At 59.7% G+C, this 21,948-nt stretch carries 20 protein-coding genes; 4 read left to right on the forward strand and 16 right to left on the reverse strand.

Annotation, left to right across the window (positions count from 1 at the left end; genetic code table 11):
* Position 1 precedes the first annotated feature (1 nt).
* The 3 genes from lpxK to L1075_RS00325 form a co-directional block, all read right to left on the reverse strand.
* A complete protein-coding gene (lpxK, locus tag L1075_RS00315) occupies positions 2-994 on the reverse strand; it encodes a tetraacyldisaccharide 4'-kinase (RefSeq protein ID WP_246939080.1) in 993 nt (330 codons plus the stop codon).
* Positions 991-2,658 carry a lipid A export permease/ATP-binding protein MsbA gene (gene msbA, locus L1075_RS00320; protein WP_246939083.1) on the reverse strand — a complete coding sequence of 556 codons (1,668 nt, stop codon included), beginning with the start codon at positions 2,656-2,658 and terminating at the stop codon, positions 991-993. The genes lpxK and msbA overlap by 4 nt, the downstream gene beginning before the upstream one ends.
* Before the next feature lie 150 nt (positions 2,659-2,808).
* Positions 2,809-5,085 carry a DNA internalization-related competence protein ComEC/Rec2 gene (locus tag L1075_RS00325; protein ID WP_246939086.1) on the reverse strand — a complete coding sequence of 759 codons (2,277 nt, stop codon included), beginning with the start codon at positions 5,083-5,085 and terminating at the stop codon, positions 2,809-2,811.
* 120 nt (positions 5,086-5,205) lie between these two features.
* Between L1075_RS00325 and L1075_RS00330 the strand changes: the two genes are divergently transcribed.
* On the forward strand, positions 5,206-5,733 hold the full coding sequence (locus L1075_RS00330) for a DUF2062 domain-containing protein (protein ID WP_040244741.1): 528 nt from the start codon (positions 5,206-5,208) through the stop codon (positions 5,731-5,733).
* Positions 5,734-5,742: 9 nt separating this feature from the next.
* Here L1075_RS00330 and L1075_RS00335 read toward each other — a convergent pair whose 3' ends face one another.
* Together L1075_RS00335 and L1075_RS00340 are read right to left on the reverse strand one after the other, a co-directional pair.
* A complete protein-coding gene (locus tag L1075_RS00335) occupies positions 5,743-6,453 on the reverse strand; it encodes an ABC transporter ATP-binding protein (RefSeq protein ID WP_040243687.1) in 711 nt (236 codons plus the stop codon).
* A 10-nt stretch (positions 6,454-6,463) separates the two neighbouring features.
* A complete protein-coding gene (locus L1075_RS00340) occupies positions 6,464-7,705 on the reverse strand; it encodes a lipoprotein-releasing ABC transporter permease subunit (RefSeq protein WP_040244744.1) in 1,242 nt (413 codons plus the stop codon).
* A gap of 225 nt (positions 7,706-7,930) precedes the next feature.
* Between L1075_RS00340 and L1075_RS00345 the strand changes: the two genes are divergently transcribed.
* From L1075_RS00345 to L1075_RS00355, 3 genes are all read left to right on the forward strand, one after another.
* A complete protein-coding gene (locus L1075_RS00345) occupies positions 7,931-9,043 on the forward strand; it encodes an agmatine deiminase family protein (RefSeq protein WP_052445081.1) in 1,113 nt (370 codons plus the stop codon).
* A 4-nt stretch (positions 9,044-9,047) separates the two neighbouring features.
* A complete protein-coding gene (locus tag L1075_RS00350) occupies positions 9,048-9,947 on the forward strand; it encodes a carbon-nitrogen hydrolase (protein WP_040243689.1) in 900 nt (299 codons plus the stop codon).
* A gap of 139 nt (positions 9,948-10,086) precedes the next feature.
* The gene (locus L1075_RS00355; protein ID WP_040243690.1) at positions 10,087-10,947 is read left to right on the forward strand and encodes a DNA replication terminus site-binding protein; all 861 of its coding nucleotides are present in this window, start codon (positions 10,087-10,089) and stop codon (positions 10,945-10,947) included.
* A gap of 5 nt (positions 10,948-10,952) precedes the next feature.
* Here the strand turns inward: L1075_RS00355 and L1075_RS00360 are convergent, their stop codons facing one another.
* From L1075_RS00360 to L1075_RS00410, 11 genes are all read right to left on the reverse strand, one after another.
* Complete coding sequence (locus L1075_RS00360; RefSeq protein ID WP_040243693.1) at positions 10,953-11,237, reverse strand: YrhK family protein; 285 nt, start codon at positions 11,235-11,237, stop codon at positions 10,953-10,955.
* 132 nt (positions 11,238-11,369) lie between these two features.
* Complete coding sequence (sthA, locus tag L1075_RS00365; protein WP_143333958.1) at positions 11,370-12,788, reverse strand: Si-specific NAD(P)(+) transhydrogenase; 1,419 nt, start codon at positions 12,786-12,788, stop codon at positions 11,370-11,372.
* 174 nt (positions 12,789-12,962) lie between these two features.
* Positions 12,963-13,220, reverse strand: coding sequence for a (Na+)-NQR maturation NqrM (gene nqrM / locus L1075_RS00370; protein ID WP_040243697.1), 258 nt, complete (start codon positions 13,218-13,220; stop codon positions 12,963-12,965).
* Positions 13,217-14,269, reverse strand: a complete 1,053-nt coding sequence (locus L1075_RS00375; RefSeq protein WP_052445082.1) for an FAD:protein FMN transferase — start codon at positions 14,267-14,269, stop codon at positions 13,217-13,219. Before L1075_RS00375 ends, nqrM begins: the two co-directional genes overlap by 4 nt.
* Positions 14,266-15,498: an NADH:ubiquinone reductase (Na(+)-transporting) subunit F gene (nqrF, locus tag L1075_RS00380; protein ID WP_246939087.1), complete on the reverse strand. Its 1,233-nt coding sequence runs from the start codon at positions 15,496-15,498 to the stop codon at positions 14,266-14,268. Before nqrF ends, L1075_RS00375 begins: the two co-directional genes overlap by 4 nt.
* 22 nt (positions 15,499-15,520) lie before the next feature.
* Positions 15,521-16,141, reverse strand: a complete 621-nt coding sequence (gene nqrE / locus L1075_RS00385) for an NADH:ubiquinone reductase (Na(+)-transporting) subunit E (RefSeq protein ID WP_040243701.1) — start codon at positions 16,139-16,141, stop codon at positions 15,521-15,523.
* Entirely contained in the window at positions 16,141-16,815 is a 675-nt protein-coding gene (locus tag L1075_RS00390; RefSeq protein WP_040243703.1) for an NADH:ubiquinone reductase (Na(+)-transporting) subunit D, read from the reverse strand. Before L1075_RS00390 ends, nqrE begins: the two co-directional genes overlap by 1 nt.
* 2 nt (positions 16,816-16,817) lie before the next feature.
* Positions 16,818-17,594, reverse strand: coding sequence for a Na(+)-translocating NADH-quinone reductase subunit C (locus L1075_RS00395; protein WP_246894662.1), 777 nt, complete (start codon positions 17,592-17,594; stop codon positions 16,818-16,820).
* Positions 17,591-18,826, reverse strand: a complete 1,236-nt coding sequence (locus L1075_RS00400; protein WP_246894657.1) for an NADH:ubiquinone reductase (Na(+)-transporting) subunit B — start codon at positions 18,824-18,826, stop codon at positions 17,591-17,593. Before L1075_RS00400 ends, L1075_RS00395 begins: the two co-directional genes overlap by 4 nt.
* 2 nt (positions 18,827-18,828) lie before the next feature.
* Positions 18,829-20,178, reverse strand: coding sequence for a Na(+)-translocating NADH-quinone reductase subunit A (locus tag L1075_RS00405; protein ID WP_040243708.1), 1,350 nt, complete (start codon positions 20,176-20,178; stop codon positions 18,829-18,831).
* A 309-nt stretch (positions 20,179-20,487) separates the two neighbouring features.
* Complete coding sequence (locus L1075_RS00410) at positions 20,488-21,942, reverse strand: glyceraldehyde-3-phosphate dehydrogenase (protein WP_246894658.1); 1,455 nt, start codon at positions 21,940-21,942, stop codon at positions 20,488-20,490.
* Positions 21,943-21,948: the final 6 nt, after the last annotated feature.

Here is a 21,948-nt window from a genome sequence, read left to right on the forward strand (position 1 = left end):
TTCACCTCTCGGTCAGCGCCGCCAAGCGGCCTTCTAGCCAGGTCATCAGCGCCGGATCGGGATGCGCTTCGACATCCAGTACCCAGCACCGTTCGTGCGCGAAAGGACGACATTTGACCGCATCCTTGGCCGTCATGACCACCGGACGATTGTCGGAAAATTGCAGGTCGGCGGCGTCGAAACGATGATGATCGGCCAACGGACAAGGATCGAATTCGACGTTCAGTCCCGCTAGCGTCTCGAAGAAACGCGATGGATGACCGATCCCCGCCAGCGCATGCACGCGCCCATTGAACGGCCGCCCCTCGATGGGGTAGCAAACGTCATCGATCAAATGACGCCAACGCGACGGCTTCAGATGCATGCTGTAGTGAGGCACCGGCAAGTCCTGCTGCAGGGGGCCATTGCCGATGACTGCGTCCACGTCTTCCAACCGAGAAAGCGGTTCGCGCAGCGGTCCCGCGGGCAGACAGCGACCATTGCCGAAGCCGCGCGCGCCATCCACCACCACGAGTTCGATATCGCGTCCCATGGCCAGATGCTGCAGCCCATCATCGGACAGCAGGATGTCACAACCGGCGGCGACCAGCTTGCGCGCGGCGCGCGGGCGGTCGGGGTCGACCGCGACGGGCAGTCCTGTCTGCGCCGCGAGCATGACCGGTTCGTCACCTGCTTCCGCAGGCGATGTTTCCGGCGTCACGTACAGCGGATAGCGACGTGCGTGCCCACCATAGCCACGCGACACGATGCCCGGATGCCAGCCACGTTCGGCTAGCCAGCGTGCCATCCATGCCACCAGGGGTGACTTGCCGGTTCCTCCCACGGAAAGATTGCCGATCACGATCAATGGCACCGGAGGTGCCCAGACCGTCTTCGTGCCACGCTGGTAGGCCCTGCGTCGCGCTCCCATGGCTGAAGCATACAGCCCCGCCAAAGGACGCAACGGCATGAGCCAGGCCGCGTCACGGTACCAGGCATCCTGCAAGCGACTCACTCGGCCTCCTGGAATTGCAGTTGGTGAAGCGCGGCATAGGCGCCATCCTGCGCCAGCAATTCGGTGTGCGTACCGCTTTCGATGATCTCGCCCTGCTCCATGACCAGAATACGGTCGGCACGCTCGATGGTCGACAAGCGGTGGGCAATGACAAAGGTCGTGCGTCCACGGCACACCGTTTCCAACGCTTGCTGAATATAACGCTCGGACTCGGTATCCAGCGCCGAGGTGGCCTCGTCGAGCACCAGCACAGGGGCATCCTTGAAAATCGCCCGCGCGATGGCTAGACGCTGCCGCTGGCCGCCGGACAGCATCACCCCGTTATCGCCGACGACGGTTTCATAGCCATTGGGCAAACGCTCGATGAACTCATGCGCATAGGCGGCGCGGGCAGCGCGCTCGACGGCTTCCCGGTCGGATTCGGGGTGTCCGTAGGCAATATTGGCACCGATGGTAGTGTTGAAAAGCGTTACCTGCTGGGAGACCAGCGCGATGCGCTGACGCAGCGGCGATAGCGAGTAGCTCTGGATGTCCACGTCATCCAACATCACTCGTCCCTCAGTGGGGCGATAAAAGCGTGGCAACAAGCTCACCAGGGTCGACTTGCCACTGCCGGAACGGCCCACGATAGCGACCATCTCTCCAGCGGGGATATCCAGATCGATGCCTTTGAGCACCTCGCCCTGGTCCTCGCCATAGTGAAAGCGAACACCCTCGAAACGCACACGTCCGTCGATGCGCGTCGGCACATAGGTGCCCTCGTCGACTTCGGGCGGTTGCTCGAGAAGGCCGAACAACTCCTGCGAGGCCGATAGCCCCTTCTGGATCGTGCTATTGACCTCGGTGAGCTGCCGCACCGGCTTGGCCATCAGCGACGCAGCGGTGATGAAGGCCACGAACTCGCCCGGCGTCATCGAGGCCATCAAGGCCGGCGACATCGCCAGCCATACCAATCCCGCCAGCGAAAGCGCCACCAATAACTGGATGACCGGCGTGCTGACGGCCTTGGTCAACGCCACCTTCATACTCTGTTCGCGGTTGTAATCACTGGCCTTAGCGAAACGCGCCTTTTCATAGCCTTCGGCGCCGTGAGTACGTACCACACGATAACCCGATAGCGCCTCGGAAGCGACGTGGGTGACATCGCCCATCGAGTTCTGAATACGCCGAGACAAGCGCCGGAAGCGCTTGCTAGTGTAACTGACCACAAGGCCAATCAACGGTGTAACGGCCAAGAAGATCAACGTCAGCATCCAGTTGGTCCAGAGGAGGTAACTGACCAGGCCGATCACGAACAGGCCTTCACGCAGAATGATGGTAATGGCGTTGGTCGCCGCACCGGTCACCTGTTCGACATGATAAGTGACGCGTGACAGCAGATGGCCGCTGGAGTGCATGTCGAAAAAACGCCCCGGCAGGCTCAACATGTGGTTGAACACTTCGCAGCGCAACGCATGGACCACATTACGGGCCACATCGCTCATATAATAGGTGCCCAGGAATGTCCCCACGCCCCGTGCCGCGAACATGCCGATCACGAACAGAGGCAGCATGAAACGAAACGCAGCATCGGGATTCTGGATGCCGTCGATCAGGCGCTTCATCATTTCCGCCAAGGCGGTGCTCGAGGCCGCATAGATGGCGTACCCCACCACGGCGGCCATGAATGCTTTCCAATGCGGCTTAACGTATCCCAGCAAGCGACGGTAAAGGGACCAACTGGTAGCGTTTCTCACGGCGTCTCCGCTGGTTGAGAGGCTTGCTCACCCCCCTCAAGGGGCAACTGCTGAAGTAGGCAATACGATACACACGTATCAACCGCCGGATTCTACCCCAATGCACGCCCCTTCGACACCGCCGGGCGGGCGCGCCGGATGCATGCGCACCGCCGGCACGCCCAGCGTGAAACGCAACGCGCCGTCCGTGGCAGTATTCCATAAGCAACTGCCGGCGCGACGAAAACGGCGCACCACCTCGGGATGCGGATGCCCATGCGTATTGTCCCGGCCGGCACTGAAGATGACTTGCTCCGGCCGAGTACGGGCCACAAATGCTGACGAGGAACTGGTACGACTGCCATGATGACCCGCCACCAGGACCGCCAACGGGGACTCGAGCCCTGCAAGCAAGCGCTTTTCGATAAAGCCTCCCGCGTCCCCCATGATCAACAAACGCTGATCGCCAGCCGTCACCTGCAACACGCACGAACGGTCATTGTCGGAGCGCGTTACGTCACCCGCCACGGGCGATAGAAATCGGTAGTCGACGCCATCTCGCTGCCACCCCACGCCTCGGCGACACGCCCGTGTGGCGATACCCACGGGCATCTCCGGTGGCCCCCACCAGCGCGTAACATGATGCATCTCGTCAATCGTCGCCACCCCGCCGGCATGATCGCGATCGCTATGGCTGACAATGACATCGTCGAAGTGCCGCCCTGGTGGCCATAGCGACTCTGCGGGTGTAAATCCCGAGCCATAACGCGGCCCAGTGTCGAATAGCAAATGCTGAGTGGCACTACGCAACTCGACTAACTGGCCTTGCCCTACATCGTGCACGGTAACCACGACCCGACCCGGCGCAATACCGGGCGGACGCAGGACAACCGCCAGGGCGATCAGGCTCACCGAGGCCCACAGGCGTAGATACCCTACCAATCCGGGGATTAGCCACACCATGCCCAGTGCAGCCAAGATCAGCGCCAGCGGCCATGTCTCCCATATCGGCGGCGACCACACAGGCAGCCACGTGGCAGCCACCGTCAGCCCTTTCCAAACGCCTTGAGCGAGTCCATCGAACATCCCCCACGGGATCATCGCCAGACTCGGTGACCAGGCCAGCGCCCAGCCCAGCAGGCCCAGCGGCACCATGATGCTGCCGACGAGCGGCACCGCCAGCAAGTTGACCAACGGCCCCACCGGCGCCAGCCGCTCGAAACCGATCAGCACGGCGGCAGCCATGAAAGGTGCCAACAAGCATTGCGAGCGTCCCAATGCCCATAGCCATCCCTTCACCCCACGTGGGGCGGGGCGTCCCTGCCATGCCGAGATCAGCACGCCCACCGCCAGAAACGATAGCCACAGCCCGGGGCGCCACACCGTGAGTGGATCACTCACTACGATCACTAGCAACGCCAGCCACCAGGCCTGCCAAGGCCCTGGTGCATGACGTCCGCTGGCCACCCATAGCCCCAGCAAGGCCATCACCGTGGCGCGTAACGCAGGCGGTTCGAACCCCGCCATACCCGCATATGCCAGTGTCGCAACCCCCGCTAACCACCATGGCCAGGTCGCAAGACGCCAATGCCCTGGTGTCACGCCTCGTGCGAGCAAGCGCAGCAATACTAGCGTTACGCTTGCCACCAAGCCGACATGCAACCCGGATATGACCATCAAGTGCGTGGTGCCGGTCGCGTTGAGCAAGTCCCAGTCATCTTGCGTCAGACGCTCGCTAGCGCCCAGGGTAAGCGCCGCCAACCAGCGAGTAGCAAGCTCGGACAATCCCTGTGTATCCAGAAATGCCAAGCCGGCATCGCGCATGTTCGAAGACGCGGCACTCAAACGCTGTGTCACGGACGAATCACGCACATAGCCCGTCGCCTGAATGCCCTCGCGCCATAGCCAGGCCGCGTAATCGAAGCCGTAATCATTGGCGAACCCCTGCGGTGGGCGCATACGCACGCGCCATCGCCAACGATCACCGACATGCAAGGGCGGCGCGTCGTACCAGGACAACCGCACCCGTGAAAGCGCTTCGCATGATGGTAAACCGGCCTCTCGAGGTGCGCAGTGCGTGACCGCGACGCGCATGCGCGTCAGCCCTTGATCTTCACTTACCTGCGTCACCTTCCCGGCGAGCGTGACGTCCTGCCGCGACAAGCCCTCCGGCAACGTGCCTACGCGCTGCTCGGTAACCTGCCACGCGCATAGTCCGGCCACGACGAGCATCGCAAGCCATCGCCATCGTCCACACGCCACAGCCAACAGAGTGGCCATACCCCACACGCAGGCAGCACCAGTCAGTCCCCAACAGCCCCAGACGCTGCCGACAAGCGCCGCCAGAGCCAGCGGCATCGCCCACCCCAGATTCATTCATCATCCTTTACTTAGCTAATGACGATATATGATCGTCTGCTGCGCGCTCGCGCGCAACGATAGCGAGAGCCCAGGGTTGTATGGATAATGAATCGACACTTCGATAGCTCGTGGACCATGCCCCGCCGACTTCTGCAGCGTTACATGCCCCGGCCGGAAACGCTGAAACGCCAAAGATCGCTGCGTTTCATGCATCACCTGCTGGGCGACCCGTCCCTATGGATGCTGTCGCGCCGTAGCGTAGGCAATGCTTTCATGGTGGGTCTTTTCGTTGCATTACTGCCCATCCCATTACAGATGGTCGTCGCGGCCTTCGGCGCTTGGCTGCTGCGCTGCAACCTGCCATTGTCGGTTAGCCTCGTCTGGCTGACCAACCCACTCACCATACCGGTGATTTTCTATTTTAATTACCGTGTCGGTGCATGGCTGCTCGACTCGCCCGCACGCCACATGCCCGACCGGCTGTCGACGGCGTGGATTGCCGAGAAAATGGCGGATATCTTACCCGCCTTGCTGACAGGCTCGCTCGTGGTGGCGATCATCGTGGGCTTGCTCAGCAACCTGATCATTCGGTTGATCTGGCGTTGGCAGGTGTCCCGAAGCTGGAAGCGCCGCGCACGACGGCGCCGCCAGCGTCAGACGTAACGTCCTCACTCAATCCGCGCTCAGACGTCCCTGATCGAGGCGCATCACGCGGTCTTGATGGGCGGCGAGGCCGGTGTCGTGAGTGACGATGATGAAGGCACAGGCGCTACGCGCGGCAAGACTATCCATCAGCGACAGAATATTGCCCGCCGTGGTCTGATCAAGATTACCGGTCGGCTCATCCATCAGCACCAGACTGGGATCGGTCACCAAGGCACGGGCTATCGCTACGCGCTGCCGCTCCCCTCCCGAGAGTTCACCCGGCTTGTGCTCGCAACGCTCCGCCATGCCCACCCGGGACAGAATGTCACGCGCCTTTTCCTGCGCTTCCTGCCGCTTTTGCCCGCGAATGAGCAATGGCATGGCGACATTTTCCAGCGCCGAAAACTCTGCCAGCAAATGGTGGAACTGATACACAAAACCGATATGGCGATTGCGAAAGCCGCCTAATGCGCCTTCCCCCATTTCGGTCAGCGACTGACCGGCAACACGTACATGCCCCGCGCTAGGGCGGTCCAGGCCACCCAAGAGGTTGAGCAATGTGGTCTTGCCTGATCCTGAGCTACCCACTACGGCAACGCGCTCACCGGCACGTACTTCCAACTCCAGCGCATCAAGCACGGTGACATCCTGCGGGCCCTCGCGGTAAATACGCGTCAAGCCATTGCACTGCAGCATGATCTCATTGTTGGCGTACGTGGAATTGCCATTCGATGTCATCGCGGTTTCCTCATTCATAACGCAATACCTCGGCCGGTTGAATACGCGCCGCACGCCAAGCGGGATACAGCGTCGACAGGAATGTCAGTACGAAGGCCGAGCCCGCGATGATGCCCACGTCGCCCCACTGAAGTTGCGAGGGCAGATAGCTGATGAAATAGACATTGGGATCCAGGAATTGGATACCCGTCAGCGCCTCGAACCAGGCAATCAAGTCCGATACCGACAACGCCAACACCACGCCGAGCGCTATCCCCACGACGGTGCCAATGGTGCCGATCGCCATACCCTGGACCATGAAGATGCGCATGATGGTCCCCGGCTTGGCACCGATGGTCCGCAAAATCGCGATGTCGGCGTGCTTGTCCGTCACCACCATGACCAGCGTCGAGACGATGTTGAATGCCGCCACGGCGATGATCACCATCAGCAACAACCCGATCATGCGTTTTTCCATCTGGATCGCCTGAAACAGATTGCCGTGGGTATAGGTCCAATCGATCCCTCGGTAGCCACTGCCCAGATCGTCCACGATCGCATTGGTGACCGGCCCCGCCTGAAAGAGGTCATCAAGCTCCAGGCGTAATCCACCGATCGAGTCCCCCAGGCGACCCAGCTTCTGCATGTCTTTGATGTTGGCATAGGCCAGGTTGGCGTCGAGATCAGCGCCTATCTTGAAGATGCCGCTGACGGTGAAACGCTTGAGGCGTGGGAAGACGCCCCCCGGCGTGATCGACGCCTCGGGCACCAGCAATGTCACGCGATCCCCCACGCCCACGCCAAGGTTACGTGCCAGCAAGTCACCCAGCACCACATGCCACTCGCCGGGCGCCAGATCGTCTAGCGAGCCTTGCGTCATGTGCTCGTCGATGATCGATACCTTGCTTTCATAGCTCGGCTCGATCCCGTTGACCATGGCTCCCTGGGTGCGACCCTCGGAAGAAAACATGCCTTGCTGTTGAACGAACGGCGCCGCGCCGATGACGTGGTCACGCTTCTCCAGGCGTTCGGCGAGTGTCTTCCAGTCCGTCATGCCCCCCTGGGCTTCGATCTTGGTATGCGGCACCATGCCCAATATTCGTGTTCGCAATTCATGATCGAAACCGTTCATGACCGATAACACGAGGATCAATACCGCCACGCCCAGCATCAAGCCCAGCATGGAAGTCAGAGATATGAATGAAATGAAATGGTTGCGACGTTTTGCGCGTACATAGCGCAATCCGATAAGAAACGGCAAGCGATCCAGCATCGACATCGATTCCTTGGTATGAGCCGGGCTCATGGTACGTGTTTTTGCGTGCTCCTGCATGAGCCAATGACGGCGAAAAAACCATTCGATGGCCGCATCATGGGCAGCGCCTGGTGATATTTGCATCCGTGCCGGCGAAGGCTAAAATGCCGCAGCCGCCGTCATCATCGACATGACACCGAGATCCTGCCACGGCGTCTTGCTTCAATCTCATAGGAGACCGCAATGCTCCCACGCCTGTTCCCCGAATGGCATCCCCAAGATGCCATTCAACTCACTTGGCCCAGTGCAGAAAGCGATTGGGAGCCCCTGCTCGAGCGTATTGAAGCCTCTCTGGAAGCCTTGGTCGTGGCTATCACACGATACCAGCCCGTCTTGGTCGTCGTCGCCGATGACGCAACACGCCAACGCCTCGATTCACGCTTTTCCCGCTTGGGCATTCATCCCAAACAATGGCATCTCATCGAAGCGCCATCGGACGACACTTGGACCCGCGACCACGGGCCGATTGCCATTGAACGCGACGGCCAGGTCGTGCTGCTCGATTATTGTTTCACGGGCTGGGGCGGCAAGTTCGCCGCCGAGCGCGATAACGCCCTGACCGCAGCCCTCTCGAGCGTCGGCATTTATGCCGCCCCTCGGGAGGCACGCGAGATGGTCCTGGAAGGTGGCGCCATCGACGGCGATGGCGACGGCACGTTACTGCTCACCGAAGCCTGTCTGCTCAATCCCAACCGCAACCCACACCTGACGCGTGAAGGCATCGAGGCCACCTTGCGTGACGACATGGGCATCGAACGTTGCCTGTGGCTGACGCAGGGCTACCTCGAAGGTGACGATACCGATAGCCACATCGACACCCTGGCCCGCTTTTGCGATGCCGAGACCATTGCATATGTGCGCTGCGAGGACCCTGATGACCCGCACTTCACGGCGTTGGCGCAGATGGAAAGCGAGCTCAAGGCTTTTCAGCGGGCCGATGGCGAGCCTTATCGCCTTATCCCCCTACCCTTGCCCCGCGCATGCTATGACCCCGATGATGGCCACCGCCTGCCCGCCACCTATGCCAACTTTCTGATCATCAACGGTGCGGTACTCGTGCCCACCTATGCCGATGCTGCCGATGGCGTGGCCCTGACGGCACTCGCCAGTGCATTCCCCGGACGCGATATCATTCCCATCGACTGTCGCACCGTGATCCGCCAACATGGCAGCCTCCACTGTCTGACCATGCAGTTGCCACGCGGCGCTTTCTTCACCGCGTCCACCGACAGGACCAATGACAGCGGTGCCAATGATCGTAGTGCCAACGATCGCAGTGCCAATGACAAGGAGTGACGCCATGTCCTCGACGCTCAAGGTAGGACTCGTTCAGCAACAAGCCTGGCCCGACAAGGCCCGTAGCCTGCAGGAAAGCGACGCTGGCATTCGTGAACTGGCGGGGAAAGGCGCCGAGTTGATTCTGCTTCAGGAACTGCATGCCACGCATTACTTCTGCCAGACCGAAGACGATAGCCTGTTCGATCTGGCCGAACCGCTCGACGGCCCCAGCGCCAAGCATCTGGCGGACCTAGCCGTCGAGCTCGATATCGTGCTCGTCGGTTCGCTTTTCGAGCGCCGCGCCGCCGGGCTCTATCACAACACGGCCGTGGTCTTCGATCGTCAGCGCGGTCGTGTTGGCCACTATCGCAAGATGCATATACCCGACGACCCGGGCTTCTATGAAAAATTCTATTTCACGCCCGGCGATGCCGAAGAGGACGCCGGATTCGAGCCCATCGAGACGTCCGTCGGCCGGCTCGGCGTCTTGGTTTGTTGGGATCAGTGGTATCCAGAAGCTGCACGCTTGATGGCCTTGGCCGGCGCCGACCTGCTGCTCTACCCCACCGCCATCGGCTGGCACCCGCCCGACGACGATCCCGAGAAGCAACGGCAAAAGGACGCCTGGACGTTGATTCAGCGCTCGCACGGGGTGGCCAATGGTCTACCGGTCATGGTCGCCAATCGCGTAGGCCATGAAGCCGACCCATCGAATGCGACGTCGGGCATCGACTTCTGGGGTGGCAGCTTCATCTGCGGCCCACAAGGCGAGATATTGGCCCAGGCCGGCGATGACACGACGCAACTACTGGTCGAACTCGACATGACACGTAGCGAACGAGTACGGCGGGCCTGGCCCTACCTGCGTGACCGACGCGTCGATGCCTACGCCGATCTCACCAAGCGTTACCGCGATCGTTGAATAGCGGGCCGCACTGGCCCGCCATCCATGGGCGGGCGCTGCCCATCTACCACTACTGACATTGAACGCTAGGTATACTTGCCAAGACGCACCAAGCTTGCCACCATGTATCCATTAGAATTTAGATAACGGTATAAGTATGGAGCGGCAATATCACCTCCTGGCCAGACTCGAGCACGACTTCGATCATGTAATCGAAACCTGCGAGGCACTCATCGGCCATGTCGAACACGCGCCACCGAAGGGCTGGGTACTGGGCGATACCCCCTTCGACATCGCATGGCTACGCCATGCCCTGCTCGACTTTTGGTATCAAGACGGCCAGGACGGTCGCGCGACGCGCAATTACATCGGCCTGATTGCTGCCGACTCCACATTGCTGGCGTACGTCGCCGACATCAATCACGCCAAGCAAACTTTCGCGGCGACACTCGCCGAGATTCGTCAGGACGCACCGAGCCTGCTCCCCGAGATCAAAGCCGTACTGCCCTTTCGTCATCCCACACTGCACGACCATCTACGTGGCCAGGGTCTGGCGCGCCTGCATCTCAAGCAATGCTGGCGTCACCTGCCCGTGGCAGACGCCCCGCTTTCGCGCGTACGTCTCGCCTGGTATAGCAGCGGGCGCTCCATCAAGCGACTGAGCGTGCGCGATGCCGAACGGCGGCTTTTGGAAATGGATACGGAAAGCCCACACATTCGCATCCAGCTACGCCATTTGGCAGACATCCCCGATGGCGAGCCATTGGCACAGGTACAAACCCAGGCCCCCGTCATGCGCGCCAATCTTTTCTTTCGCGAAGCGCTCTCGGATGGGCGCATGCGGCGTGCCATGAACCTGCCCTTGCCTCTATTCATTCCAAGCGAAGACGGTCGCTTGCCTTCGCACAATACCCCGAAGGCAACACCGCCCAACACGCGCACCCGCGCCAAACGCGCCGACACTAAGCTCGAAGACGCTCCCTTCCTGCCCAGCTTGCGGGTCTATCGCTACCGGTAGCTGTCTCAGAATTCCTGACTGCTGGAAGGCAACTGCTTGAGCGTAAGCTGACGGTGCAAACGGATCACCGGGCGAATCAGCAATTGCACACTGCCCAATACGAACAACCAGATACCCGCTTCCTTGACGCTGCCCTGATAGAAGAAACAGATGCTACCGATCGTGAACCACAGGCCCAGCAAGAGATCGTTCACAGTACTGGCCAATTCATGACGGCGGTGGATGATCAATTCTTCGCGCCCCAGTGTGAACGTCGTTTCGTCGCTATGTTGTTTGTCTTCCCGATACATAAAACCTCCTTTTACTCATGTGACGATGGATACCCCAACGCAACGAGCCGGCAAAAGTGCCGGCTCGTCGAATGCCGATCCACGCCGGCGAACACTCAAGGCTCTTGAACTACGAGCCCATGTCGGCCCGTATCAGAATATACGATTCAGGCCGTTTTGAGCCGCGACGCGATACGCCTCGGCCATGGTCGGATAATTGAAGGTGGTATTGATGAAATACTTCAGGGTATTCGCCTCACCCTTCTGCTGCATGATGGCCTGGCCGATATGCACGATCTCGGAGGCCTGGTCGCCGAAGCAGTGAATGCCCAGAATCTCTAGTGTCTCGCGGTGGAAAAGGATCTTGAGCATGCCCACCGTGTCCCCGGTGATCTGCGCACGCGCGGTGTCCTTGAAGAACGCCTGCGCTATCTCGTAGGGCACCTTGGCTTCGGTCAACTCGCGCTCGTTCTTGCCCACCGAGCTGATCTCGGGAATCGTGTAGATGCCAGTGGGGATATCCTCGACGAAACGAAAGTCTTCTTCCAGGAAGTCATCGCTGGCACTACGTCCCTGGTCGTAGGCGGCACTGGCCAGGCTCGGCCAACCGATGACATCCCCCACGGCATAGATATGCGGCACCATGGTGCGATAGTGCTCATCGACCTGTAGCTGACCGCGCCCATTGGGTTCGAGGCCGATGTTCTCCAGTCCCAACTGATCGGTATTGCCGGTCCGCCCATTGGCCCACAGAAACGCATCCGCGCGCAGACGCTTGCCAGACTTGAGTTTGACGACCACACCGGACTCATCGCCCTCGATGCTTTCGTAATCTTCGTTATGGCGCACCAACACGCCATTCTGGCGCAGATGGTAGGAAAGCGCGTCGCTGATCTCGTCGTCGAGGAACGACAAAAGCCGCTCGCGCATGTCGATCAAGTCAACCTTGACGCCGAGTCCTGAGAAGATCGAAGCATACTCGGACCCGATGACCCCGGCCCCGAAGATGATCAAAGTGCGGGGCGTATGGGAAAGCCCCAGGACGGTATCCGAGCAATAAATGCGTGGATGCCGGAAGTTGATATCGGCAGGACGATAAGGCCGAGAACCCGTGGCGATCACAAACTGCTGAGCGCACAACTCCTCGACGCCTTCCTGATTGTCCCGCACGATCAGGGTGTGCTCGTCACGGAAGTTCGCCACCCCGAAGAAAAGATCGATGCGATTGCGTGAATAGAACTGAGTGCGCATCTCGACCTGCTGGTCGATGGTCACCTTGGAACGTTCAAGCACACGAGGAAAGGAAAACCAACGCGGTTCGCCGATGTCGCGGAACATGCGGTTGGTATTGAACTGCATGATCTGCTTGACCTGGTGGCGTAGCGCCTTGGACGGGATCGTCCCCCAGTGAGTGCAGTTGCCACCCACCGCTTGCTGCTTCTCGACGATGGCCACGCGTTTGCCGTGCTTGGCCGCGTTGATCGCAGCGCTTTCTCCTGCGGGCCCCGAGCCAATCACCACCACATCATAATTGTGAACTGCCATTAGGTTCGCCTGCTCCTCTCGATGCATGAGGAACCGCTGCGATAAGCCTCAACGCAAGACTGGCCACGGCAAGCGGGGATGACGAGGCATGCTGCCTTCAGGGCGCAGCTCGGATTTCCCGCGATAACATGTCGGGACACGCCCTCGGGCGCCTTGGACTCAACCAACGATTCCAGCGTCAGTATTGATTGACGAGTGCGCTCAGCGTCGAACGGCGTCGTAGCCGAGGTCGGCGCCCCGGTTCTCGTCGCTGGAACGACGTGCACTCTTGCGGCGCTTTTGATTCTCTTCTTCGCAGACCTTGTCGTTCCCACCGCAGATATCGCATCCCTCCTTGAGACCCAACTGATTGAGCCCCCCGCACGAGCCTGCAATGGGCTTACGGCCGAGAATGACGCCGATGGCCATGCCGGCCAACAGCAATAGCATCAATGCGAATACCAAAAGCCATACTGTCATTGCTTTTCCCCTTCGGACGGCTCATCCGCAAGATAGGTATGAAACGCCTCGCTGAGCTCTGTCTTGAAACCCTCATCGGTTTTGACGATGAAATACGCCGCAATATCCTCACGGTTCGCCAACGCCATGCCTTTCTCGGGTCCCAGTACCTCCAATGCCGTCGCTAGTCCATCGGCCGTCGCGCTACGCTCGGAGACGACCGTCACTGAGGCAAGGTGATGCGTGATCGGGCGACCGGTACGCGGATCGATGGTATGCGAGAAACGCTGGCCATCTTCCTCGTAATAATTGCGGTAATCTCCCGATGTCGCCACCGCCACGTCTTCGAGTTCGAGCACGCGTTGTACGCTACGCTCCCGAGACACCGGCTTTTCCACGGCGATGCGCCAAGGTTCGCCATTGGGTTTTTCACCCCGCGTGCGGATCTCGCCACCGACCTCCACGAGATAAGACGTCACGCCCAGTGCATCCAGACGAGCCGCTACTTGGTCGACCCCGAACCCCTTGGCGATGCCCGAAAGATCGACATACACCGGCTTGGTCTTGGTCAGACGATTGCCATTCAATTTCAGCGCTTGGTAGCCGACCTTGTCCAGCGCCTGGGCGATTTCGTCATCGTCGGGCACTTCATCCGGACGCATCTCGGGGCCGAAGCCCCACAGGTTGACCGCGCTGCCGATGGTGACATCGAATGCGCCATTCGAGAGATCGCCGATGTCGATAGCTTCCCCGATCACGTTCGCCGTGGGCGAGGATAATTCGAACGGCTCATCTACCGGCGCGGCATTGAATCGAGACAGCTCGGAATCGGACTTATAGGTCGACATCAGGTGGTCGACCTCGTCGAGCGATTCCTTGATGCCATCCTCCAGCGAGGCAAGTTGCTTATCGCTGAAGTCGCCATAGACAGTCACATGGTAGCCCGTGCCGAAGATGGGGCCCTCGAAGCGATGCGCTTGCGGCGGTTGATCGCAACCGACCAGCGCCAATAATGCAAACAGGACCAGCCCTCTCCAGGCCGGTCCTGCACAGTATGCTGCCAGTCTCATCCGCCGAAGTCGTCCAACATGATGTTTTCAGGCTCTACACCCATATCGGTCAACATCTTGATGACGGATGCGTTCATGATGGGCGGGCCGCACATGTAATATTCGCAGTCTTCCGGCGCCGGGTGATCCTTGAGGTACTTCTCGTAAAGCACGTTATGGATGAAGCCAGTGTCACCTTCCCAATTATCTTCCGGCAAGGGATCGGAAAGCGCGAGGTGCCACTCGAAGTTATCGAACTCCTCGGCCAACTGGTCGTATTCTTCATTATAGAAGGTCTCACGCCAGGAGCGGGCGCCATACCAGAACGAGATCTTGCGCGTCGATTCGAGGCGCTTGAGCTGATCGAAGATATGGCTGCGCATGGGTGCCATGCCCGCACCACCACCAATGAAGATCATTTCCGCATCGGAGTCCTTGGCAAAGAACTCACCGAAGGGCCCCATCACCGTTACCTTGTCACCCGGCTTGAGCGAGAAGGCGTACGTCGACATCAGCCCCGGTGGATGTCCGGTATTGGGTGGCGGCGTAGCGATACGGATGTTGAACTTGAGAATACCCTTTTCATCCGGGTAGTTAGCCATCGAGTACGCGCGGATGATCTCCTCATCGTTCTTGTGGGAGATATCGAAGAGATTGAACTTGTCCCAATCGCCGCGATATTCGTCTTCGATATCGAAGTCCGAGAACTTGATGTCGTAAGGTGGCGCCACCAGCTGGACATAGCCCCCGGCCCGGAAAGCCACATCCTCGCCTTCGGGCAGCTTGAGGTTGAGCTCCTTGATGAAGGTGGCGACGTTGGGATTTTCGGTAACCTCGCATTCCCACTTCTTGACGCCGAAGACCTCCTCGGGAACCTCGACCTTCATGTCCTGCTTGACCGGCACCTGACACGACAGCCGCCAGCCTTCCTTCTTCTCACGCAGGGTGAAGTGAGACTCCTCGGTGGGCAGAATCGAGCCCCCGCCGTCGACCACACGACATCTGCACTGGGCGCAAGAGCCGCCGCCACCGCATGCGGAAGAAAGAAAGATGCCATTGGCAGCCAGCGTTTGCAGCAACTTGCCACCCGCCTGGGTCGTCAAGGTGTTCTCGGGATCGCCGTTGATCTCGATGGAGACGTCGCCACTGCTGACTAGACGGCTGCGCGCCGTCAGGATCACGGCCACCAGACCGAGCACGATCACGGTGAACATGACGACGCCGATCACGATGATGGATGTATCAACCATGTCGGTTTCCTATTTCCGTTGCTTAGAGCTGGATGCCGGAGAAGGACATGAAGCCCAATGACATCAGTCCGACGGTAATGAACGTAATCCCCAGCCCTTGGAGGCTGGCCGGCACGTCACTGTACTTGAGCTTTTCACGAATACCCGCCAATGCAGCGATCGCCAGCGCCCAGCCGAAGCCAGCCCCGGCACCGTAGATCACCGATTCGCCGAAGTTGTAGCTACGTTCGACCATGAACAGTGAAGCGCCGAGAATCGCGCAATTCACCGTGATCAACGGCAGGAAAACCCCCAACGCGTTATAGAGCGAGGGGACGAACTTATCGAGAAACATCTCGAGGATCTGAACCAGTGCCGCGATGACACCGATATAACTCAAAAGTCCCAGGAACGACAGGTCGATATTTTCGGCGCCTTCAAGGCCCGTCCAGGTCAGTGCCCCTTCCTTCAACAGATACGTCAGGATCAGGTTGTTGACCGGCACGGTAATGGTCAGCACCACCACGACCGCGATCCCCAGCCCGATGGCCGAGGACACCTTTTTGGAAACGGCAAGAAAGGTACACATGCCGAGGAAGAAAGCCAGTGCCATGTTCTCCACGAACACTGCCTTGACGAAGAGGCTCAGGTAATGCTCGAACATCACACGGACTCCTTAATCTTGGCCTTGCTGTTAGCCACGATCCGGTACTCGGCTTTTTCAACCTGCTCGGTACGAATGCTCCGCAGGACCCAGATGATCAAACCGATGACGAAGAATGCCGAGGGCGGCAACAGCATCAGGCCGTTGGGCACGTACCAGCCGCCATCCTGCACCGGCGTCAGCACCGTGAAGCCGAAGACGCTGCCGGAACCGAAAAGCTCACGGAAGAAGCCGACGATCAGCAGGATCACGGCATATCCCAGACCATTACCGACCCCATCGAGAAAGCTCATGACGGGGCCGTTTTGCATGGCATAGGCCTCGGCACGGCCCATGACGATGCAGTTGGTGATGATCAGCCCGACGAAGACCGACAGCTGCTTGGACATCTCGTAGGCATACGCCTTGAGCACCTGATCGACCACGATGACCAGCGAGGCAATGATGGTCATCTGCACGATGATGCGGATCGACGATGGAATATGCTGACGAATCAATGAAACGAACAGGTTGGAACACGCCGTGACCGCGATAACGGCCAGGCCCATGACCAACGACACACTCATGGAGTTGGTCACCGCCAGTGCCGAACAAATCCCCAGCACCTGCAGCGCGATCGGATTGTTCTTGAAGACCGGCGAGAGAACAACGTCTTTTACGGACTCAGCAGCCATGTTCACGCTCCTTCGGAATTGCCGTGGAAGCGGGCGAGATAGGGGCCGAAGCCACTCTCGCTCAGCCAGAAATGCAGCATGTTGGTAACGCCGCGGCTCGTCAGCGTCGCCCCCGACAAGGCATCGACTTCATACTTGCTGTCGGCGCCGCCCTTGACCAGAGAGATGTCGGGACTCATGCCATCTTCCGCATAAATCTCCTTACCTTTCCACTTCGACTTCCAACGAGGATTGTCGACCTCGCCGCCAAGCCCCGGTGTTTCGGAGTGAGAATAGTAGGACAACCCGATAATGGTATTGCCATCGCCTTCAATGGCGAAGAAGCCACGCATCAGCCCCCACAGGCCCTGCCCTCGAATCGGCAGAATAATCTGCTCGGGGTCATCGGGATTGTCACCTACCAGATAAACCGTCGAGTACATCTCTTCGCGCCCAATCCCCGCACTGTCCTCTTCACCGGACAGGGTGCGTGATGTCGCAGGGTCTCTCGCGGCATCGAACTGATCGTAACTTTGCGGATCGAATCGGTCGCTGTACTCACCAGTCTCGAGATTGATCACACGCGAGGTAATCAGCTCATCGAACGCATCGTCGACGTCCATCCCCGGCTCGTAGAGGTCGGCCACCTGCAGGATGTTGCTCTTGCGGTCGAGCTCCTGGTTCTTCTGCTGAGTAGGCTGCAGGACCACGGCGGCGGTCGATACCACCACCGAGCACACGATGCAAAGCGCGAGTGCGACCGTTAGCGTCTTCTTGATGGAATTGTTGCTGGCCATCAGGTGGTCTCCTCGGTCGTCGCGGTGGAATACGCGGCATCACGCTTCTGGCGGCGCTTGATGTTGGCCTGCACGAAGAAGTGATCGATCATCGGTGCGAACAGGTTGGCGAAAAGAATCGCTAGCATGATGCCTTCCGGAAACGCGGGATTGACCACTCGGATCAATACCGTCATCACCCCGATCAAGAGGCCGAACAGCAACTTGCCACGGTCCGTCATCGACGCCGATACCGGATCGGTGGCCATGAACACCATCCCGAAGGCGAAGCCGCCGAGCACGAAATGCCAATACCATGGCATGCCGAACATCGGGTTGCTGTCCGAGCCAATGGTGGTGAACAGCATCGCGGTCAGCGCCATGCCTACGAACACGCCCAGCATGATGCGCCACGAGGCGATACGCGTAATCAGCAAGACCACCGCGCCGATGAGGATCGCCAATGTCGAGGTTTCCCCCACCGAGCCGGGAATGAAGCCCAGAAAAGCGTCCCACCAGCTATATGCCTGCTGCACGGCGCCCATGCCGTTCTGTGCCGCCGTGGAGAGCGCGGTGGCCCCTGTATAGCCGTCGGCGGGGACCCACACGCTATCACCGGAGATCTGCGCCGGGTAGGCGAAATACAAGAAGGCGCGCCCAGTCAGCGCCGGGTTGAGGAAGTTCTTGCCGGTGCCACCGAAGATTTCCTTGCCGATCACGACCCCGAAGGTAATCCCCAAGGCCACCTGCCACAACGGAATAGTCGCCGGCAGGATCAGCGCATAGAGCACGGAAGTGACGAAGAAGCCTTCATTGACCTCATGGCCGCGCTTGACGGCGAACAGTACTTCCCAGAACCCACCGACGACGAAGGTCACCAGATAGATAGGCAGGAAGTAAGTGGCGCCGAGCACGAAGTTGGCCCAGATGCTGCTGGGGTCGTGGCTCCCCGCCAGTGCCATGGTGATGGCTTCACGCCATCCGCTCATCGCACCGAAGCCGTCGCCAATTGCCATGTTGGCCTGCAGGCCGGCGTTGTACATGCCGAAGAACATCGCCGGAAAGGTACACAGCCATACCGTGATCATGATGCGCTTGAGGTCGATGCCATCACGCACGTGCGCCGTGCTCTTGGTCACATCCGGGGGGGTATAGAAGATCGTATCGACCGCTTCGTACAGCGCGTAGAACTTCTCGTATTTACCACCCTGGTGAAAATGCGGCTCGAGTTTGTCGAGCGTATTACGAATTCCCATCGTCAGACCTCTTTCTCGATCATGGTGAGGTTATCACGCAGGATGGGGCCGTACTCGTACTTGCCGGGGCAAACGTAGGTACAAAGCGCGAGATCTTCTTCATCCAGCTCCAGACAGCCGAGTTCCATCGAGCTCTCGATGTCGCCCACGATCAATGAGCGCAGCAGCTGCGTGGGCATGATATCCAGCGGCATCACGCGCTCGTAGGCGCCCACTGGCACCATGGCACGTTCGGAACCGTTGGTGGACGTATTTGGCGAATACCGATTGAGTCCCAGAAACTGAGAGACATAGATGCCCATCACCGAATGACGCCGCAACCCGAGTGACAGCCAGCCCAGGAAGGCGCGTTTATTGCCCTCTTCGAGCAGCGAGAACTGGCGATGGAAACGCCCCAGGAAACGCCGCGAGCCTTCAGCGATATCACCACCGAAGACCGAGCCTGAAATCACGCGAGTATCTTCGGGCGATTCGATCTCGCCTTCCAGCAGCTCACTGCTGCTCGCCCCGAGGCGCGTCCGCAACAAGCGCGGCTGCTTGGCGCGCGGACCGCCGATGGCCACTACGCGCTGTGTCTCAAGGCGCCCTTCGGCAAACAGCTTGCCAAAGGCGATGACATCCTGATAGCCGAGATGCCATACCTGACGCGCAAGGCTCACCGGCGAAAGATAATGGATGTGGGTGCCCACCAGGCCAGCGGGATGCCGGCCGGCAAAGGCCTCGAAACGCACGCCTTCGAGCTCGCGGCCCGGCAGCTCGGCACCTTGTCCATGGCATACGAACACTTGGCCCGGAGTGAGATGCTTGAGCACTTTGAGCCCCTGCTCGAACGCAGCGGCGTCCTCGCCGATCACCACGCTGGGGTCGGCAGAAAGGGGGTGCGTATCGATGGCGGTAACGAAAATATCGGCGGGGGTGGCATCGGGTGCGGGCGTGCGAGAATAAGGGCGAGTTCTGAATGCGGTCCAGAGCCCTGAATCGACCAGCTGATCGACGACCGTCTGGCGCTCCAACCGGTCCAGCGCATCCGCGCCATGCGCCGTGAAGGGTACGGCCTCTTCGTGATCATCGAGCTTGATGACGACCGACAGCAGGCGCCGCTTCTCGCCACGATTGATCGCCACCACCTCACCTGCGCCTGGTGCCGTGAACCGTACGCCCGGGATCTTCTTGTCGGTGAACAGTAGCTGGCCCAGTTTTACCTTGTCCCCCTCTCGGACCTCCATCGTCGGCTTCATGCCCACGTAGTCGGTGCCAAGAATCGCCACCTGCCGCACGGGCGGCGCATCGTATATGCGCTGCTCGGGCGACCCGGCGATGGGGAGATCCAGGCCTCGTTTGACTTCGATCATAGTCTCGCCCAGTTGTCGGATCTGATGTTTCGAAAGGAAAGGGGTCCATGAACGCCCACACGCTCGCCACGCGTCTTTTAAGCATGCTGAACAGCGCGGGCAACCTTCACGGTAGTCGGATTCTTTTCTTATCAGACGATTGCTTCTTTCGGCCCATGGCCAAGGGCCGTCCCCAAAATCGGGCACCATTATAGAGAGACAAGTGCCGAATGACTACATAACCTTAGGAAGTATGGGGCTTACGATGGCGCATGCGAGAAACGACAGCGCCCCGGGATCGGGGCGCAGGTGAGAAGAGGCGAGTAATACTCAGCGCGTTTCGCGCGGCAAGTACACAAAACGCACGTTGGACATGTGCTGCAGGATACGCACGACCTGACAGCTATAGCCGAATTCGTTGTCATACCACACATAGAGCACGACCTGACGATCATCGGCGATCGTCGCCTGAGCATCGATGATGCCGGCATGGCGATTGCCCACGAAATCGGACGACACCACCTCCGGTGAGTCGACGTAATCGATCTGCTTTTGCATGCGTGAATGCAAAGCCATATCGCGCAGGTACTCGTTCAACGCCTCGCGGTCGGTGGCCTTGTCCAGCGTAAGATTGAGAATGGCCATGGACACATCAGGCGTAGGCACGCGAATGGCATTCCCGGAGAGCTTGCCCGACAGCTCGGGCAGCGCCTTGGCCACGGCCTTGGCGGCGCCGGTTTCGGTCAACACCATGTTCAGCGCGGCACTGCGCCCCCGCCGGTCGCCCTTGTGGTAGTTATCGATCAGGTTCTGGTCGTTGGTATAGGCATGCACCGTCTCGACATGCCCGTGTGCGATACCGAACTCGTCGTTGACCGCCTTGAGGATAGGCACGATCGCATTGGTGGTGCACGACGCCGCCGAAAGTACACGGTCGTCGTCGGTAATCTCGTCGTGGTTGATGCCGTGCACGATATTCTTGACGTCGCCCTTGCCAGGCGCGGTCAGCAACACCTTCGCCGCGCCCTTGGACGCTAGATGCTGGGACAGGCCTTCCGCATCACGCCACTTGCCGGTGTTATCGACGACCAGGGCACTCTGGATGCCATACGCGGTGTAATCGATCTCGCTGGGTGAATCGGCATGAATGATCTGGATATAGTTACCGTTGGCGATGATCGCCTCGTTTTCATGATCGACGCGGATCGTGCCGGCGAACGGCCCATGCACGCTATCGCGACGCAAAAGACTGGCACGCTTCTCGAGGTCATCGCCGCCGCCACGCACCACGATGGCACGCAGCCGAAGCAGGTTACCGCCCCCCGCCTTCTCGATCAGGATACGCGCCAGCAGACGACCGATGCGCCCGAAGCCGTAGAGCACGACATCCTTGGGCTCGCCACCCATGCCGGTATCGGCGTGACGCCCCACGATATCGGCCAGTTCCGTTTCGAGGAAGGCCTTGATGTCGTCTTGCTCGGAGCGCTTGAAGGCTACCCCCAGCTTGCCGATATCGATGTGCGCCGGCCCTAGCTCAAGCTCGGTCATGGCCTTGACCATCGGCAACGTATCGCGCACCGAGAGCTCGATACCCTCGACCTTCTTGACGTAGCGATGATTCTTGAGAATGCGAATGACCGAGCGATTGATCAACGAACGCCCGTACAGGGATGGCACGACATTGTACTTGCGGTAGAGACGTCCCAGCAGGGGGATCATCTCCTCGGCCAATGCTTCGTTTTCTTGCCAATCCTGAAAATAGGTCTCGAGTTTTTCTTGACTCACGGCGGG

Source organism: Chromohalobacter beijerinckii (assembly GCF_023061185.1).
Taxonomy (GTDB): domain Bacteria; phylum Pseudomonadota; class Gammaproteobacteria; order Pseudomonadales; family Halomonadaceae; genus Chromohalobacter; species Chromohalobacter beijerinckii.

Bases quoted from the DNA above. Each gene is read 5' to 3' on its own strand.
- msbA (WP_246939083.1), bottom strand. From the start codon at position 2,658: ATGGCCGCCGTGGTGGGGTACGCCATCTATGCGGCCTCGAGCACCGCC.
- L1075_RS00325 (WP_246939086.1), bottom strand. From the start codon at position 5,085: ATGAATCTGGGGTGGGCGATGCCGCTGGCTCTGGCGGCGCTTGTCGGC.
- L1075_RS00330 (WP_040244741.1), top strand. From the start codon at position 5,206: ATGCCCCGCCGACTTCTGCAGCGTTACATGCCCCGGCCGGAAACGCTG.
- L1075_RS00335 (WP_040243687.1), bottom strand. From the start codon at position 6,453: ATGACATCGAATGGCAATTCCACGTACGCCAACAATGAGATCATGCTG.
- L1075_RS00340 (WP_040244744.1), bottom strand. From the start codon at position 7,705: ATGCTGGATCGCTTGCCGTTTCTTATCGGATTGCGCTATGTACGCGCA.
- L1075_RS00345 (WP_052445081.1), top strand. From the start codon at position 7,931: ATGCTCCCACGCCTGTTCCCCGAATGGCATCCCCAAGATGCCATTCAA.
- L1075_RS00350 (WP_040243689.1), top strand. From the start codon at position 9,048: ATGTCCTCGACGCTCAAGGTAGGACTCGTTCAGCAACAAGCCTGGCCC.
- L1075_RS00355 (WP_040243690.1), top strand. From the start codon at position 10,087: ATGGAGCGGCAATATCACCTCCTGGCCAGACTCGAGCACGACTTCGAT.
- L1075_RS00360 (WP_040243693.1), bottom strand. From the start codon at position 11,237: ATGTATCGGGAAGACAAACAACATAGCGACGAAACGACGTTCACACTG.
- sthA (WP_143333958.1), bottom strand. From the start codon at position 12,788: ATGCATCGAGAGGAGCAGGCGAACCTAATGGCAGTTCACAATTATGAT.
- nqrM (WP_040243697.1), bottom strand. From the start codon at position 13,220: ATGACAGTATGGCTTTTGGTATTCGCATTGATGCTATTGCTGTTGGCC.
- L1075_RS00375 (WP_052445082.1), bottom strand. From the start codon at position 14,269: ATGAGACTGGCAGCATACTGTGCAGGACCGGCCTGGAGAGGGCTGGTC.
- nqrF (WP_246939087.1), bottom strand. From the start codon at position 15,498: ATGGTTGATACATCCATCATCGTGATCGGCGTCGTCATGTTCACCGTG.
- nqrE (WP_040243701.1), bottom strand. From the start codon at position 16,141: ATGTTCGAGCATTACCTGAGCCTCTTCGTCAAGGCAGTGTTCGTGGAG.
- L1075_RS00390 (WP_040243703.1), bottom strand. From the start codon at position 16,815: ATGGCTGCTGAGTCCGTAAAAGACGTTGTTCTCTCGCCGGTCTTCAAG.
- L1075_RS00400 (WP_246894657.1), bottom strand. From the start codon at position 18,826: ATGGGAATTCGTAATACGCTCGACAAACTCGAGCCGCATTTTCACCAG.
- L1075_RS00405 (WP_040243708.1), bottom strand. From the start codon at position 20,178: ATGATCGAAGTCAAACGAGGCCTGGATCTCCCCATCGCCGGGTCGCCC.